A 16156-nucleotide genomic window follows, 5' to 3' on the forward strand; every position below is an offset into this window, starting at 1 on the left:
GCTACGTCACCATCACCTGACCGTCTCGATCGGTGAACTCCCATCCCCCGCCGTGGCCCTTCTTCCAGCGGATCTCGATCCCTTGCTCGTGGACCCGCGAATGGTGGTGCCAGCACAGCAGGACGCCCGTCCGGGCGTTCGTGTCGCCGTGGTCGCGACCCCAGTGCTCGGTGTGATGGGCCTCGCACCGACGCGGAGGCGCGTGGCAGGTCGGGTACTGGCAGTGCTGGTCGCGCGCGACGATGGCCCGGCGCAGCTGACCGGTGTACGTGCGCCGCGTGCGTCCGACGTCGAGGAGCTGGGAGTCCGGTCCGAACACGACCCGGCTGATCTCGCTGTCACACATCAGCTTGTCGAGGACGCTGCGGGGGATGGGTCGTCCGTCCTCGAAAGCCGCCGGTCCTGCCAGCTCACGCGCGACCGCTCCGGTGGTGGTGCGGTTCGCGGTGGTGGTGCGGTTCGCCGTGGTGGTGCGGTTCGCCGTGGTGGCGGGGCTCCCCGCGGTGAGGCCCACCAGCGTGGCGTAGTCGACGAGGACGTTGAGGTGCGGTCGCACCGCCGATCCGGCCCCGACGAGTCCCTGGTCGAGGACCGTGCGAGCGAGCTCATGAAGCGCTCCCGCACGGCGTTGACCACTGGTGCGGGTGTCGGCGGCGGCGGGTACACCTGTGACGGCGTCGAGTGCGACCAGCAGGGCCTCGCCGTGCTCGGTGGTGAGGAAACCGCTCACGTGGCAGCCGCCCGTGGTGTGCGCGACGTCGAAGAACTCGCGCTCGAGCGCGTCGCGGTACCCGCGCTCGTCGGCCTCGGGATCCGCGGCTGCAGCCCACCGGCGCGCCAGGGTGCGCAGCCGGTCAGGCGCGAGCAGCCGGGCCTGGTCGAGCAGGAACGCCTCGTTGCAGGGGTGCGTCGCGTCGGCCAGCACCTCGCGCCGGGTCGGGCTGGTCGCCGCGACCGTCGTGAGGATCTCCGCGGCCTCGATGCCCACCCGGTCCGGTCCGCCTGCGACGACTGCGGCCGACACCTGGGGTAGCTCGTCGCGAAGCGCGTGCCCGAGCCGGGTCAGGCGCTTGGCCTTGGCGTGGGTCAGGCGGGCCCGGCGCGCCACCCAGGTCGGGAACGTCCGTGCGCCGTCGAGCGCCCAGAGCCCGTCGGACTCGATCACCGGCAGGACGCGGACCGCAACGGCAGCGAGCCGGTCCGACAGCTCGTGGACCACGGAGAACAGCTCGATCGCCTCCGTACCTGTCAGGTCCCGGGGGTTCATCGACGCCAGGGCATCGACCTCAGCACGAATCGCCGCGATGCGGTCCGCCGACGAGACGGCGCTGTTCTCGCTGCCCATACCGATCACCTCGCTCACCCTGACCTACGAAATGTTTCCGTGCCACCGACCGTAGCCAGCCCTACTGACATTCACCGCCGCCGCCGTCGTCGGCCAAAGAATGCGCGAATGGTGCCGAAAAAATGTGGATTCCAAAACGATTCCGCGGCCTGTGGACGGCTCGCTCGCGCGTGTGACGTCGCCCACAACGGGCCGCCCGCCTGTCACATCGGCGCGCGCTGCGCCGTCCTCCTGGTGACCGCCCACCGACCGGAGGACCCCATGGCCCGCATCGCCCCGCCCGCCCGCCCGACCCTCGCCCGCCGCGCCGCCCTCGCGCTGACGCGTCGCATGTTCGGCCGCACGCTCGAGCCGTCCGCCGTCGCCGCGCACCACGGCGGCGCCTTCTGGTCCGACATGGCGAGCGAGGGGCTGCTGCTGCGCAGCAGCCACCACCTGCCCGACACGCTGCGCGACCTCGTCGTGCACCGCGTCTCCGTCGTCGTCGGCTGCCCGTGGTGCATCGACTTCGGGGCGATGCTCGCGCTCCGCACGGGGCTGACGGCCGAGCGCATCCTCGCGGTCCCGGACTACGCGGGCTCCGCGCTGTTCGACGACCTCGAGAAGCGCGCGATGGCCTTCGCGGACGCCGCGACCGCGACCCCGCCGACCGTGACCGACGAGCAGGTCGCTCGGCTGCGCGACGACCTCGGCGACGCCGGCCTCGTCGAGCTCGCGCACCTCGTCGCTCTCGAGAACAAGCGGTCCCGCCTCAACCACGCGCTCGGCATCACGGCTCAGGGGTTCACGGACTCCACGGTCTGCGAGCTGCCGTCGGGCGCCAGCGCCTCCTGAGCCGCCAGTGCCTCGTCGGCCCACGCCCGCACCGCCCCGAGCTTGTCGGGGTTGCGGATCATGTCGACCGCGCCGACCCGCCCCGCGTCGTCGACGTGCGGCACCACCACCGACAGGTCGACCGAGCCGTCGGCGCGCTCGAGCCGGACGACGAACCCCAGCTCGTCGTTGACGAGCGCGGGCACGGCCAGCAGCCCCGCCCCCGGCTCCCCGGCCTGGGCGGCGAGGCCGAGCAGCAGCCGCGCGACGTTCTCCGCCCCCACCACCGGACGCAGCGCCGCGCGGACCCGGCCGCCGCCGTCCGACACGAGGACGACGTCGGGCGCCAGCACGCGGACCAGCGCCCCGAGGTCACCGCCCGCGGTGGCCGCGGCGAAGGCGGCGACGGCGGCCTGCTGGCGGGCGGCCGGTACCGGGCGGGCGGGCCCGGCGTCCTGGACAGCGCGCCGGGCCCGGGAGGCGTGCTGGCGTGCCGCGGCAGCGGTCGTCCCGAGCACCTCGGCCACGTCCGCGAACGGCAGACCGAGCACGTCGTGCAGCACGAACGCGACCCGCTGCTCGGGCGTCAGCCGCTCGAGGACGACCAGCAGCGCGAGCCGCACCGTGTCGTCGAGCTCGACCTGCGCGGCGGGCTCGAGGGTCGGCGACCGCACGAGCGGCTCGGGCAGCCACGGACCGACGTAGACCTCGCGCCGGGCGCACGCCGACCGCAGCCGGTCCAGCGCGAGCCGCCCGACGACGGTCGTGAGCCAGGCGCCGAGGTCGCGCGGCGCTACGTCCGACGAGGCCATGGTTCCGGCGTCGCCGGCGTCGCCGGCGTCGTCCGCGCGGGCAAGGCGCAGCCAGGCGTCCTGGACGACGTCCTCGGCCTCGGCGAGCGACCCGAGCATCCGGTACGCGACCCCGACCAGCCGGGCGCGGTGGCTCTCGAACGCCTCCCCGCGTGCCTCGCCCGCGGCAGCGCCCCGGGCGGCGGAAGATCGGTCAGCCCGCTGCGTCACAGCCCCGCCCTCGACGTGCTCGTCGATGCGCATGGACGGGACGTCACGTCGTGGCAGGTCGGCGCGGCGACGGCACAGCGTCGTCAGGCAGCCGGCCGAAGATCACCATGTCGAGCCGCTCGCCCCGCCCGAGGCCGGCGCTGCGCAGCACCCCCTCCTGCGTGAAGCCGGCCAGCTCCGCGACCCGCCGCGACCCTGCGTTGCCGACTGCGGCGAGCAGCTCGACCCGGGGGAAGCCGACCTCGCGCAGCGCCCACTCCGTCACGGCCGCGGCGGCGCGGCGGGCGACCCCGCGTCGTCGGGCCCGGGGTGACACCCAGTAGCCGACCTCGGCCACCGACGTCTGGAGGTTGATCCGCACGAGGCTGATGGACCCGAGCACCGTGTCCGCGGCGTCGACCGCGGCCCAGTTGACCGCGGACCTGCTCGCCCAGGCGTCCCGGCTGACCGGGCCCACGTACCCCTCGGCGTGGTGGCGCTCGTAGGGGTGCGGGACCATCGTCCAGCGGATGGTCTCGGGGTCCTGGCACGCGGTGACGACGGCGTCGATGTCGGCGTCGGTCTCGCGCCACGGGCGGAGCGTGAGGCGGTCGCCGTCCGCGGTCGCGTCGAGGGTGGGCTGGGTCTCGGGCCAGGTCAGGTCGGTCACCCGGGTGACGCTAGCGGCCGACGACGACGCGCGGCACGCCCTGGTGCGCGCCGCCTCGCTCGCACTCGCCGGACGCGCGGCGCGCTCAGCCGCCGTAGGGGAGCACCGGCCGGCCCGGTACGTCGACGCGCGCGCGGAACACCGCGCCCGCCTCGGGCTCGGGGTCGTCGAGGTTCTCGCGCGAGGTCGTGATGAACAGGTCGCGCCCGTCCTCGCCGCCCAGGGTGCACGCGGTCACCAGGCGCAGGGGGAGGGAGAGCTCCTCGAGGATCTCCGCCTCGGGTGAGTAGCAACGGACCCGGCCCACCCGGTTGAGGGCCACCCACACGTTGCCCGCCGAGTCGACGCACAGCCCGTCGGGCCGGCCGTCGCCCGCGCTGTGGAACGGCCGCCGCCCCGTGAGCTCGCCGTCGACGACGTCGAACACGTCGGTTCGTGTCGTGGCGGTGTCGTTGTAGTAGGCCAGCGCGCCGTCGGGCGAGAAGTCGATGCCGTTGGACGTCGTGACCCCGGGCACGACGACGCTCGCCTCGCCGTCCGGCGTGATCCGGTAGAGGTCCGAGCCGCCGGGGGTGCGGTCGTACGCCATCCCGCCCGCGTACAGGTTGCCGACCGGGTCGCAGCCGCCCTCGTTCATCCGCACGCCGGGATCCGTCCACAGGGGTGGGGCGGGGGTCGGGACGTCGTCGGGCCCGTCGGCCAGGGCGATGCCGCGCTCGATCCCGACGACGTAGCCCCCGCGCGCCCGCGGCCGGACGAACGCCGCGACCTCGCCGACGTGCAGACGGTCGACCGTGCCGTCGTCGCGCAGGGTGAGCAGGTCGCCCGCGAGCATGTCGACCCAGCGCAGACCGCCCCACGTGGGCGACCAGCACGGTCCCTCGCCGTGGTAGGCCAACGGGTCGGTGAGCTGTTCGGCGCGGGTCATCCGTCTACCGTGCCAGTGGTCGCAGCGGTTGGCGAGGGGCGGACGAGGTTGGCGAGGGCTGACGAGGACCGGTCGTCGGAGCCGCCGGTCTCAGCGGCGCTGAACCGGAACCGGCGGGCGTCCGTGGCGGGGGAAGGCGGGGCGAGCGCCGGACGACCCGACGGGCTGCGATGCTGGCGGCCTACCAGGTGCCGACCACGTCCCGACCAGGTGCTGACCGGCACGCTGCACCGACCGACGGAAGAGGGACGATGAACGATCTGGACCTGCAGAGGGCGATCGACGATCGCCCGCCGCGCACCTCGGCGGGCGACCTCGGCGCGAGCGCCGTGACGCGGCGCGTCGTGCTGCGCGGCATGGGGACGACGGCGGCCGGCGTGGGGACCGTCGGCGTGCTCGCCGCCTGCGGCGGTGGGGGGACGCGTGGGTCCGGCGGGTCGGGCGGCGCCCCGGCACCCTCGCCCGGCGCTCCGCTCGCGAAGCTCGACGACATCCCGGTGGGCGGCGCGATCTCGGCGACCGCGCACGACGGCACGCCGATCATCCTGGCGCAGCCGACCGCGGGAACGGTCGCGGGGCTGTCCGCGATCTGCACGCACCAGGGCTGCACGGTTGCGCCTGAGAACTCCGAACTGGCGTGCCCGTGCCACGGCTCGCGCTTCGCGCTCCCGGACGGCGCGGTGCTGAACGGGCCCGCCGAGGAGCCGTTGCCGCCGTTCGCGGTCAAGGTCGAGAACGGCGAGGTGCTCGCGGGGTAGGCGAGGTGCTCGCGGGGTAGGCGAGGTGCTCGGGGAGCAGGACCGCGAGCGGGCGAGCCCGCGCACGCGTCGGCAACTGGTGGCAACTCGTTGTCGTCGGGCGCGGGGGTGGCGCAGCCTGGGGGTCCGCCGGACCCGCACCAGGTCGAAGGAGACCGTCGATGAACGCCTTCCCCCGCTCTCGCGCTCGGACAGGACGAGTCGCCGTGCTCGCCGGGATGGCCGCGGTCGCCGTCGTGCTCCCGCTCGGCGTCGTCGGCGGGGCCGCCGCCGCTCCACGTGACGACGACCCGATGGACTCGCTCACCGCGGTCCCGCGCGTCAAGGGCCGCATCCTCCAGACGGACGAGAGCTACCTGTTCTCGACGATGGAGAAGGCCCGCGTCCCGCTCGACCTCGCCGACTACGGCTACGAGGAGGAGGAGTACTTCCTCTCCGGGACCGCCAACGTCTACGACGAGGACGACGCCGGGAACCTCCAGGTGATCACGGAGGACGTCGAGTACGTCAACCGGATCATCGTGCGGCGACCGGCCAAGCCGAGGGACGCGTCCGGCGTCGTGCTCGTCGACATCCTCAACGCCTCCAACGGCTACGACATCGAGGACCTGTGGCGTCGCCACTGGGAGCAGACGATGGCGCGCGGTGACACGTACATCGGGATCACGTCGAAGCCGGTCAACGTGGACGCGCTCAAGAACTTCGACCCCGAGCGGTACGAGGATCTCACCTGGGACTCGCCGACGGCGCTGCCGCCGCTCGGGCTCGACGCCGCCGGGTTCGACCCGACGGGCACCGAGGAGGGCCTGGCCTGGGACATCATCACGCAGGTCGGCAACGTGCTGGACAGCCAGCACGCGCGGCGCATCCTCGGCGGCGCGAAGGCCGAGACCGTCATCCTGACCGGCCAGTCGCAGTCGGCGCTCTACCTCAATACCTACGCGCTGAACTTCCACGAGGCCGTGACCGCCGCGAACGGCGGCGAGCCCGTGTTCGACGGGTACCTCAGCGTCGGCGGCGGTGTCCAGGAGAAGGTGCTGCGCCAGGGAGTCAGGGGCGACCGGAGCCTCGGGCCGGCCTTCCAGCTCGTCGACACGGTCGAGAAGGACCTGGGGGTGCCGTTCGTCGTCGTCACGTCCGAGGGCGACGAGTTCCTGTTCGACCGGTACGTCTTCGGGACGATGGACCTGCCCGACACCTGGCGGCACTACCAGGTGCCGGGCGCGCCGCACACGAACAAGCTGGCGACCGTCGTGCCCGACAACACCGAGCTGATCAAGGCCGGCCGGACGCCGCGCGACCTCGACGCGCTGCCCGACAACCTCAGCCTGTACCCGCTCGAGCAGACCGTCCTCGCCTCGATCGACGCGCTGGTCGCCTGGATCGAGGACGGCGTCCCGGCGCCCGAGTCGGTGTGGTTCGAGACCGACGCCGACCTCGAGCTGGTCCGCGACGAGAGGGGCAACGCGCTGGGCGGCATCCGCTACGGCCTCATCGAGTACCCGCTCGCCCGGTTCCAGGGCGGTGACCCGGCCGACCCGACCCACGGACTGATGTTCCCCATCACGCTCGAGGAGTTCCGGGCGACCTACGGCACCCGCGCGGCGTACCTCGCGCTGATCGAGGAGTCCAACGACGAGCTCATCGCTCAGGGCTACCTCAACGAGCTCGGCGCGCGGTACGTCGTCGACGTCGCGAACCAGCTCCTGGACCGCATCGGCGCCTAGCAAGACACCGCAACGTCCGCACTCCGTGGGGCTCTGACCCCACGGAGTGCGGACGTTGCGGGTGGTGCGACGGGTCAGATGTCCGGGAGCGGGAGCTTCAGGAGGGTGCGGCCGTCCGGTGTCGTGATCTCGAGGCGGTCGATCCGCGCGAGCGGCCACCGTGTGCTTCCGGTCACCCGCGCCTCGCCGAGGTAGGTCGCGCGCCACGCCGCGGCCGTGTCCCGCGCGCCGTCCGTGCGCACCACCTCGATGCGGCACTCCTCGCCCGGCTGGACGCCGTCGAGCACGACGACGAGCTCGGTGCCGTTCGGCGTCGACGTCAGCGTCACCTCGCCGCGGACGTCCGACTGCTGGTCCCGTCCCTCGACGACGACGACGGCGGGCGCCCGCTCCGTGGTCGCGAACGGTCCCGCGGCGAACAGCCAGGCGACGCCCGCCGCGGCACCGACGGCCGCGGCCGCCCACGCCGTGATCCGCCGCCGACGGCGCGCACGGGCGTCGTCGAGCGAGCGCGGTGCCTCGGACGTGCGGCCCTCCGCGTGCGCCCGGGCGAGCAGGCGGTCGAGCAGCGGGTCGAGCGCGGCATCCGCCTCCTCGGGTCGCAGCCGCGCGAGCAGGCCGGGGATCGTCGCGAGCTCCGCGAGCTCGGCGGTGCACGCGGGGCAGGCCGCGACGTGGGCCTCGACCGCCTCCCGCTCGCCGGGCTCGAGCGCTCCGAGCACGAGCACGCCCAGCGCGATCCGCGCGTCCTCGTGCGGCGACGCGGCCGACGGCGGTGCCGACTCGTGGCGGTTCATGACCCCACTCCCCGTTCGTTCAGCGCGACCCGCAGGGCGCGCAGCGCGTAGTACGCGCGTGACTTCACCGTGCCCTCGGGCACTCCGAGCCGTGCGGCGGCCTGGGCGACCGAGCATCCCCGGTAGAACGTCTCGAGCACGACGGCGCGGTGGGCCTCCGTCAGCGTGCCCAGCGCCTCGGCGACCAGCCAGGTGTCGAGGGCGCGGTCGACGTCGTCGTCCACGGCGAGGTGGTCGAGCGGCGCGGGACCGACCTCGTGCGGCCGGGACGACCGCGCGCGGTGCGCGTCGACCGCGAGGTGGCGCGCGACCGTGAAGAGCCACGCCCTGGCCGGCCCGCGCGACGGGTCGAGGGCCTCGGGGTGCTGCCAGGCCCGCAGGAGCGTCTCCTGCACCACGTCCTCCGCCCGGCCCCGGTCTCCGCCGCACAGGCGCATGGCATACGCGTGCAGCGCGGGCGCGTGCTCGGCGTAGAGCGCGCGCAGCGCCGACTCGTCCACCGGTGAGGTAGGCACACCCTGCTCCACGTGCGGGTCGGTTCGGTGGTTCATCGTGCCCCGGATGAACCCCCGGTGCAGGCGTCGCGTGGTGGGATGCGAGAGACCGTCCCCGCACATCCCGGAGGTTCCCATGGTCGAGCTGTCACGGACCTCCGCCCGGCCGGCCGCGGCTCGGCCCGCGCGGTCGTTCGCGCTCCGGGTCCCGCTCGCGCTGTGCGTGCTGGCGTCGGGGCTGGTGCACCTGTACCTGTGGGACGACGGCATGAAGGTCGTGGCCGTCGTCGGGCCGGCCTTCCTCGTCAACGCGGTCGGCGGCATCGTGCTCGCGGTGCTCGTGCTCGTGTGGCGGCACTGGCTCCCGCTGCTCGGCGCGATCGGCTTCGGGCTCGCGACCCTCGGCGCTTTCATCGTCTCCACCACGCCGGCCGGGTTCTTCGGCGTGCGCGAGACGTGGGACGGCTGGCCGCAGCTGGTCTCCGCGGGGACCGAGGTCGGGGCGATCGTGCTCGGGGCGGTCGCGCTCGCGGTCGAGCACGGCCGTCGTCGTCGAGGGGTGTGAAGGCGCTCGGCGCCGGCCGCGCTACAGCTCGTTCGTGCGCTGCAGGAACCGCATGGCCGCCCAGCCGATCGGGATCCGTAGCCAGTACGTGACCACGCGGAACAGGATGGCGACCGAGGTCGCGACGCCGGGGTTCAGGCCGGCAGCGGTGAGACCCGTGATCAGGGCGATCTCGATCGTGCCGATCCCGCCGGGGGTCGGGACCGCCGCGCCTGCAGCGTTGCCGATCAGGTAGACGAGCGCGACCTGCACGAGGCTGAGCTCCTGGCCGAAGGCCGCGAGCGACGCCTCGAAGGCGAGCACGTAGCCCATCGTCATGATGACGTTGCCGCCGAGCGCGAGTGCGACCCGCCACGGGTGCCCGACCACCTCGACGAGCCGCGGCCAGGTCTGCCGGACCGTCGGCAGCGTCTTCGAGAGCACCCACTGGCGAACCACCGGGATCAGCAGGGCGGCCGCGACGAGCACGGCGACCACGCCGATGACGACGAGCAGCTCGGGGCTCGGGGCGAACTGGGCCGCGTTCGTGCTCCCCGAGACCACCGAGAGCAGGAGCAGCAGCACGATCGTCACGACGAACTGCGACACCTGGACCAGCGCGACCGTCGCGACGGCGAGCGACGCGCTCACCCCGCGCCGGGTCAGCATGCGCAGGTTGAGCGCGGCCGGCCCGATGCCCGCGGGCGTCGCGAGCGCGACGAACGCACCCGCGGTCTGGACCAGGGTCGCGCGCCAGAGACCGAGCTCCACCGGCGAGAACGCGACGAACGCGAGCGCCGCGCCGAGGAACGTGAGCAGCCCGAGCCCGAACGCGACGACGCTCCAGCGCCAGTCGCTCGTCGCGAGCGCGGTGGTGACCTCGTTGACGTTGATCGTGGTGACGATCACGATCACCGCGGTGATCGTGAGGAGCAGGGTGAGCAGCGTCCGGGCGCCGAAGCGGACGAGCTGCTCGGGCTGGACGTCCGCCTCGGGCATGTGCGCCACGAGCGCCGACCGCAGCTCCGCGAGGACCTCCGGGCGCGCGCGCATCTCCTCGCGCGTGCGCCGCGGCAGCGCGATCGTCTGGAGCAGCGGCCCGATGGCGGCGATGTCGTCGGCCGGGAGCACCTCGGTCGCGGAGCGCAGGGCGCGCGGCGCCCCGACGCGCACCGCGAGCAGGGCGAGCATCTGGGTCAGGTCCATCCTCCGCGCGAGCTCCGACGACGCCACGTCGCCCGCGTCCCAGCCGCTCAGCCACACGAGCGGGTCCCCGAGCAGGTGCTCCACGAGCACGTTGTCGGACGTGAGCTGGCGGTGCGCGATCCCGGCCTCGTGCGCGAGGCTCAGCTGCCCCCAGATCGCGCGGAGCAGCTCGTCCGAGAAGTCCTCCGGATGCAGGTCGCGGACCGGGATCGCCCGGCCCGGCAGCTCCTGGACCAGGATCATCGAGTCCTCGGCCTCGGCGATCGCGAGCAGCTGGGGCGTACGGACCCCGGCCGCGCGGGCCGCGTACGCGAGCAGCGCGGCACGCTCGGCGGCCTGCCGCAGGGACACGAAGGACCGACCCTCGATCCCGCGCAACCGCAGCGAGCGCCACAGCCGGGACAGCGCGCCGAGGACCTGACGGTCGCCGTCGAGCACCAGGACGCTCAGTCGCTCGCCGTCCGGGGTCGTCATCTCGTAGACGCGGTCGTCCGAGTCACGGGTCAGGGCGACGACGGCGGCGTCGACGCCGGGTTCCTCGCCGGCGGCGACCGCGCGCATGACCCCGGTCGTGGTGGCCGGCTCGTCGCTCTCGAGCACCCGCACCAGCCGCACGGGCTCGAACCCCGCCCGGCGGATGCCCTCGACCAGGGCGGTCCCGTACGCCCGTTCCGACCGGACCCCGGACGCGTACCGGATCCCGAGCCCCGCGACGCGGCCGATCAGGAGAGCGACCGCCGCGCCCGGCAGCGAGACCTGTCCTGTCACGAGCACGATGCCGAGCGACACCCACAGCAGGTTCCACGACCAGGCCACCGTGCGGCGTCGGGCACGAGGACCCGCGGTGGTGAGGAGTCCGGCGGCCGTCGCGAGATAGGGCGGTACGGACAGGGTCCAGACGCCGCCCTGGGCCACCGCGAGCCCCCGGACCAGGTCCGACGACCCGAGCTGGTCGATCGCCGCGATGACGCCCGCGCAGAGCAGCAGCGCGAGCACGCCCGCGGCGATGACCTCGAGGATCTGGCGGCCGAGCCGGCGGATCGTGAGCTCGGCGAGCACGGCGAGCGGGACGAGCAGCACGACGAGACCCTCGAGCAGCGCGACCGGGATGACGAGGATCTGGCGGAGCAGCGGGTTGAACCCGCGGACGTCCTGCTCGACGCCCGCCGTCGTGCCCTGCGCGTACACCGCGAGCAGCATGACGGCGGCGATGCCGAGCACCGACAGGACGAGCTGGACGAGGTCGCCGGGGTGGTGGACGCGGACGGTCGGGGAGTCGATGATCTGGACGCCGTGGGCCTGCCCGCGCGCGCGCCGGCCCGGGTCGCGCGCAGGCGTGCGACGGTCGGACGTCGACGACTCGGGCATGGGGGCGAGTGTAGGTCCGCGACCTGCCCGGATCCGGGAGCCGACGGAGCGGATCTGCGCTCTACCCGAGCCCGATCGCGGCCAGGACGTCCGCGGGGATCAGCGCGTACCCGACGAACGCCACGACGTTGAGCACGGTGTGGGCGACGACGAGTGGCATGACCCGCCGTCGCCGCCGGTAGTACTCCGCGAACACGAGGCCCATCACGAGATTGCCGACGAAGGGGCCGATGCCCTGGTACAGGTGGTAGGACCCGCGCAGCACGGAGCTGACCAGCACGATCACGACTGGCGACCACCGCAGCTCGCCCAGCCGCTCCGTCAGGTAGCCGACGACGACGACCTCCTCGAGCAGCGCGTTCTTGAGCGCGGCGAGGATCAGCACGGGGATCGTCCACCAGGCCGCGTCGAGCGCCGACGCCTGGATCTCGACCGTGAGCCCGACCGCCCGGCCGAGCGCGTAGAGCCCGAGCCCCGGGATCCCGATGAGCGCGGCCAGGCCGACGCCGACGCCGAGGTCCCTGCCCGGGCGTGACCCGTCCAGGCCGATGCGGCGGGCGGCGCTGCGACCGTGGGCGGACAGCAGGAAGAGCGCGAGGACGACCGGGACGAGTGCGAACCCGATCCCGAGCAGCTGGTACGTGAGGTCCAGGTAGGGCCGTGGCGAGCGGCTCGGGTTGAGGGTGGCCGACTGCTGGGCGAGCGGCGTGCCGGCCGTCAGGCGCGCGGCGATGTTGACGAGCGCGTAGACGGCCGACTGGCCGAGCGAGAGCCCGAGGACGATCCAGATCTCGGCGGTCACGCGTCGACGTGCCGCGGACGGGGACGGGGACGGGGACGGGGCGGCGGTGGAGGCGGCGGTGGAGGCGGCGGTGAGGTCACCGGTGGGGGCACCGGTGGGGGTGCTGCTACGGCCGGGTGCGGCGACGTCGTCGGTCATGGGGACAACTTAGGCATGGGGACACGTGGCTCGTCACGGGGGACGAGATGAACCGCTCCGCCCCGCCCTTCGCAGACCGGCCCGTCGTCGAGGCCACGCACGTCACCCGCCGCTTCGACGGGACCGTCGCACTCGACGACGTCAGCCTCGCCGTCCGGCAAGGCGAGCTCGTGGGTCTGCTCGGCCCGACGGCGCGGGCAAGACGACGCTCCTCAGCCTGGTCACCGGCCAGCGCAAGCCCGACTAGGGCACGGTGCGCCTCTTCGGCGGTGACGGTCCTGATCACCAGCCACTTCCTCGAGGAGATCGAGCCGCTCGCGGAGCGGGTCGTCGTCATCGACCGCTTCGACTGACACGTCCTCTGCCTGTGGTCGCCCCCGCTCGCCCCCGTGCCATGGCGACTCCCTAGACTGCGGGGATGACGTGGGCTCCCAAGCCGGAGGGCATGCTCGGCAGAGTGCTCGGCGCGGCGGAGGACGCCTCCCCGGTCGAGGCGGTCGAGGCGGTCACCCGTGAGCTCGCTGCGGCGCTCGGCGCGGTCGCGGTGGCGTTCCTGATCGCCGACCTCTCGGGTCGGTCCCTCGTGCGGCTCACGCACGTCGCAGCCGGTCCGGCGGCGGAGCTCCCGGTCGCCGGCGCCCTGGTTGGCAGCGCCCGGGTCGGCAGCGACCCCGACGGCAGCGACCTGGCCGGCGAGCTGCGGCGCGACGACGAGGAGTCGGCGGTCGTCCTCCCGCTCGACGGCGGGCCGGCCGAGCAGGCCCTGCGCACCCAGACGGTCCGCGTCGTCCCGGCCGCGACGAGCGGTACGGGAGTCGACGGGACCGCGCCGGCCCCGCTGTGGACGGTGCACGCTCCCGTCACGGAGCGCGGGGAGGCCATCGGCCTGCTCGAGATGACGCTGCCCGCCGAGCCGGACCTCGCCACGCTCGACCAGATCCGGCGCACCGCCCACGCGCTCGCGTTCGTCGTCATTGCCGCCCGGCGGCACACCGACCTCTTCGAGTGGGGCCAGCGGAGCACCCCCTTCACGCTGCCGGCGGAGATCCAGCGTCGGCTCCTGCCTGCCGCGATGACGTGCGAGGCGGGCTCGGTCACGCTCTCCGGCTGGCTCGAGCCGGCCGCGCACATCGGGGGTGACTCGTTCGACTACAGCCTCGCGCGCGACACGTTGCACCTCTCGGTGACCGACGCGATGGGGCACGGCGTCGCGAGCGCGCTCACCGCGACGCTGTGCGTCGGCAGCCTGCGCAACACCCGGCGGCAGGGCGCGTCGCTCCTCGAGCAGGTCTCGGCTGCGAACGACGCGATCCTCGAGCACGCCAAGGAGATCGAGACCGGACCGTACGTCACCGGGCTGCTCGGTCGTCTGGACCTGCGCTCGGGCGTGCTCACGGTCGTCAACGCCGGGCACGTCGCGCCGTTCCTGGCGCGCGGGAACCTGGTGACCCGGGTGAAGCTGGCCGCGAACGTCCCGCTCGGGCTGTTCGGCGAGACCCGGTACCGGAGCGCCGAGCTCAGGCTCGAGCCGGGCGACCGGCTGGTGATCGTGACCGACGGGATGCTCGAGCGCAACGCGGAGTCCGTCGACCTCTTCCGCTCGATCAGCGCGACGCGGGCACTCCACCCGCGCGAGGCGACGCGTGCCCTGGCGGACCAGGTGCTCGAGGCGGCCGCGAACGAGCTGGCCGACGACGCGACCCTGCTCGTCCTCGACTGGCACGGCGGCCACGACGACGGTGGCCGGACGACGGTCGCGGGCGCCGACTCCGAGCGGGCAAGCGCGCCGCTGAGGTAACGCGCCGCCGGGTAGCGCGCCGCTTCGGCAACGGGAGCGCGGGCACCGGACGAGCGAGCGCCGGCGCGTCAGGCGAAGCGGCGCAGGCGCAGCGAGTTCGCCACGACGAGGAACGACGAGAACGCCGTCGCGGCGCCCGCGATCATCGGGTCGACCAGCCCGAGCGCTGCGAGCGGGATCGCCGCGACGTTGTAGGCGGACGCCCAGAACAGGTTCTGCCTGATGACCCGCAGGGTCGCGCGTGACAGCCGGATCGCCTGCCCGGCCGACCGCAGGTCGCCCCGCACGAGCGTCAGGTCCGTCGCCTCGACCGGGTCACGGAGCACGACGACGCCGCGCGCCACCCCGTTCCACGCGACCATCACGGCGGTCCCGCCCTGCGCCTCGGCCGCCGCGCCGCGCGCGGCCAGCCCGGTCTCGACGGTGGTCCCCTCCGCACGCAGCCAGGCCGGCCGGCCCACCAGGACCCGACGCCCGAGCCCGAGCCCGCTGTGGGCCGTCCGCACCACGCCGCTCACGCCGGATCCGGCCTCGTCGTGGAAGTCGAGCACCTGCGCACTGCCGACGACGACGCCGTCGCCCCCGACGCGGATCTCCTCGCCCCCACCTTCGGTCGAGCCCGGGAGGCGCTCGGCCGCCGCGGCGACGATCGCGCGCGCGATCGGGTGCTCGGACAGACCCTCGACGGCGCCCGCGACGGCCAGCACCTCCTCGGGCGTGGTGCCCTCGACGGCGAGGACGTCGTCGACCCGCATGCGGCCCGCGGTCACGGTGCCGGTCGTGTCGAGGACGACCGTGTCGACCTGGCGCGTCTGCCCGAGGACGTGCGGGCCCTTGACGAGCACGCCGAGCTGCGCACCGCGACCGGTCCCGACCAGCAGGGCGATCGGGGCCGCGAGAGCGAGCGCGCGCGGGCAGGCGATGATCAGGACGGCGACCGCCGCGGTGAACGCCGGTTGCGCGCCCGCGCCGCTGACCAGCCACGCGACCGGCGTCGCGACCGCCAGCACCAGCACGATCGGCACGAGCACCGTCGAGACCCGGTCCACGAGCCGCTGCACGTCCGAGCCGGGGGCGACGTCGACCGGCACGGGTTCGCCGGTCAGGAGCGAGGCGTCGACCGCGCCCGAACCCTCGAGGTCGAGCAGGGTGCGCAGCGCGTCCCCGGCCCGACGGCGTGAGCGGTGCTCGGCGTAGCGGCCCGCCAGCAGGACGGTCGTGAGGACGGCCGCGACCTCGAGGGAGAGCTCGGGCAGCGCCCAGAGCGACCAGCCGGTCGCCGCGATGATCCCGGTCGAGACGAGGGTGTCCGTCGTCGCGGCGCCGTGCCGGGCCGCGCGCGCCGCGGCGCGGTGGAACGGCCACGCGGCCCAGGTCGCGACCGGGAGCGCGAGCGCGGTGACGACCCACTGCCGGCCGGGGAGCTGCAGCGCCGGGATCGTCGAGAGCAGCAGGACGGGGACGGTGAGGACCGCCGAGACGCGGAGCCGGCGGAGCAGGTCCGTGCCGCGCGCGTCGGTCGGCACGGAGGCGTCCCCGTCGTCGGACAGGAGGGCCGCCTCGGCGTGCGGCGACCCGGGCGCCAGGTTCACGGTCGCGTTCGCTCCTTGCTCAGGGGGTGGTCGGCGGGCGGTCGCCTGCTGGTTCAACCGTGCACCCCGTGGGGATGTTTCGGCGAGCGCGGAGAGGCGAGCGCGGAGAGGCGAGCGCGCGTCCGCCCGCCGTCTGCCGCGCGCCGTCTGCCGGCTGCCGGCCGAGGTCGCGGCG

Annotated in this window: 14 protein-coding genes and 1 pseudogene; 6 read left to right on the forward strand and 9 right to left on the reverse strand. The window is 74.2% G+C overall.

Annotated features, from left to right (window positions below; genetic code table 11):
• Position 1: 1 nt before the first annotated feature.
• Positions 2-1345 (reverse strand): HNH endonuclease signature motif containing protein, encoded by a 1344-nt coding sequence (locus tag HIR71_RS07075; protein WP_169324368.1) that lies wholly within the window; start codon positions 1343-1345, stop codon positions 2-4.
• A gap of 261 nt (positions 1346-1606) precedes the next feature.
• Between HIR71_RS07075 and HIR71_RS07080 the strand changes: the two genes are divergently transcribed.
• Positions 1607-2179 carry a carboxymuconolactone decarboxylase family protein gene (locus HIR71_RS07080; RefSeq protein WP_169324369.1) on the forward strand — a complete coding sequence of 191 codons (573 nt, stop codon included), beginning with the start codon at positions 1607-1609 and terminating at the stop codon, positions 2177-2179.
• Here the strand turns inward: HIR71_RS07080 and sigJ are convergent.
• The 3 genes from sigJ to HIR71_RS07095 form a co-directional block, all read right to left on the reverse strand.
• On the reverse strand, positions 2122-3213 hold the full coding sequence (gene sigJ, locus HIR71_RS07085) for an RNA polymerase sigma factor SigJ (protein ID WP_169324370.1): 1092 nt from the start codon (positions 3211-3213) through the stop codon (positions 2122-2124). The genes HIR71_RS07080 and sigJ overlap by 58 nt on opposite strands.
• 10 nt (positions 3214-3223) lie before the next feature.
• Entirely contained in the window at positions 3224-3829 is a 606-nt protein-coding gene (locus HIR71_RS07090) for a GNAT family N-acetyltransferase (RefSeq protein WP_169324371.1), read from the reverse strand.
• An 85-nt stretch (positions 3830-3914) separates the two neighbouring features.
• On the reverse strand, positions 3915-4757 hold the full coding sequence (locus HIR71_RS07095) for an SMP-30/gluconolactonase/LRE family protein (RefSeq protein WP_169324372.1): 843 nt from the start codon (positions 4755-4757) through the stop codon (positions 3915-3917).
• Positions 4758-5008: 251 nt separating this feature from the next.
• On the opposite strand from HIR71_RS07095, the gene HIR71_RS07100 reads away from it, so the two are divergent.
• Together HIR71_RS07100 and HIR71_RS07105 are read left to right on the forward strand one after the other, a co-directional pair.
• Positions 5009-5515, forward strand: a complete 507-nt coding sequence (locus HIR71_RS07100) for a Rieske (2Fe-2S) protein (protein ID WP_169324373.1) — start codon at positions 5009-5011, stop codon at positions 5513-5515.
• 161 nt (positions 5516-5676) lie between these two features.
• Complete coding sequence (locus HIR71_RS07105; RefSeq protein WP_169324374.1) at positions 5677-7242, forward strand: alpha/beta hydrolase domain-containing protein; 1566 nt, start codon at positions 5677-5679, stop codon at positions 7240-7242.
• Positions 7243-7316: 74 nt separating this feature from the next.
• On the opposite strand, the gene HIR71_RS07110 is transcribed toward HIR71_RS07105, so the two are convergent.
• Both HIR71_RS07110 and HIR71_RS07115 read right to left on the reverse strand, forming a co-directional pair.
• On the reverse strand, positions 7317-8039 hold the full coding sequence (locus HIR71_RS07110) for a zf-HC2 domain-containing protein (RefSeq protein ID WP_169324375.1): 723 nt from the start codon (positions 8037-8039) through the stop codon (positions 7317-7319).
• Entirely contained in the window at positions 8036-8554 is a 519-nt protein-coding gene (locus HIR71_RS07115) for a sigma-70 family RNA polymerase sigma factor (protein WP_311836153.1), read from the reverse strand. The genes HIR71_RS07110 and HIR71_RS07115 overlap by 4 nt, the downstream gene beginning before the upstream one ends.
• A gap of 115 nt (positions 8555-8669) precedes the next feature.
• Between HIR71_RS07115 and HIR71_RS07120 the strand changes: the two genes are divergently transcribed.
• The gene (locus HIR71_RS07120; RefSeq protein WP_169324377.1) at positions 8670-9098 is read left to right on the forward strand and encodes a hypothetical protein; all 429 of its coding nucleotides are present in this window, start codon (positions 8670-8672) and stop codon (positions 9096-9098) included.
• 21 nt (positions 9099-9119) lie between these two features.
• Here HIR71_RS07120 and HIR71_RS07125 read toward each other — a convergent pair whose 3' ends face one another.
• Positions 9120-11651: a flippase-like domain-containing protein gene (locus HIR71_RS07125; protein WP_169324378.1), complete on the reverse strand. Its 2532-nt coding sequence runs from the start codon at positions 11649-11651 to the stop codon at positions 9120-9122.
• A 61-nt stretch (positions 11652-11712) separates the two neighbouring features.
• Complete coding sequence (locus HIR71_RS07130) at positions 11713-12591, reverse strand: CPBP family intramembrane glutamic endopeptidase (RefSeq protein ID WP_169324379.1); 879 nt, start codon at positions 12589-12591, stop codon at positions 11713-11715.
• A 47-nt stretch (positions 12592-12638) separates the two neighbouring features.
• Between HIR71_RS07130 and HIR71_RS17680 the strand changes: the two are divergent.
• Positions 12639-12835, forward strand: a pseudogene (locus HIR71_RS17680) (ATP-binding cassette domain-containing protein); the annotation flags it as partial.
• Positions 12836-13009: 174 nt separating this feature from the next.
• Positions 13010-14389, forward strand: coding sequence for a PP2C family protein-serine/threonine phosphatase (locus HIR71_RS07140; RefSeq protein ID WP_169324380.1), 1380 nt, complete (start codon positions 13010-13012; stop codon positions 14387-14389).
• A gap of 68 nt (positions 14390-14457) precedes the next feature.
• Here HIR71_RS07140 and HIR71_RS07145 read toward each other — a convergent pair whose 3' ends face one another.
• Positions 14458-15981, reverse strand: a complete 1524-nt coding sequence (locus HIR71_RS07145; RefSeq protein ID WP_311836154.1) for a heavy metal translocating P-type ATPase — start codon at positions 15979-15981, stop codon at positions 14458-14460.
• Positions 15982-16156: the final 175 nt, after the last annotated feature.

Origin of the sequence: Cellulomonas fimi, assembly GCF_012952065.1 — a bacterium.
Taxonomy (GTDB): Bacteria; Actinomycetota; Actinomycetes; order Actinomycetales; family Cellulomonadaceae; genus Pengzhenrongella; species Pengzhenrongella fimi_A.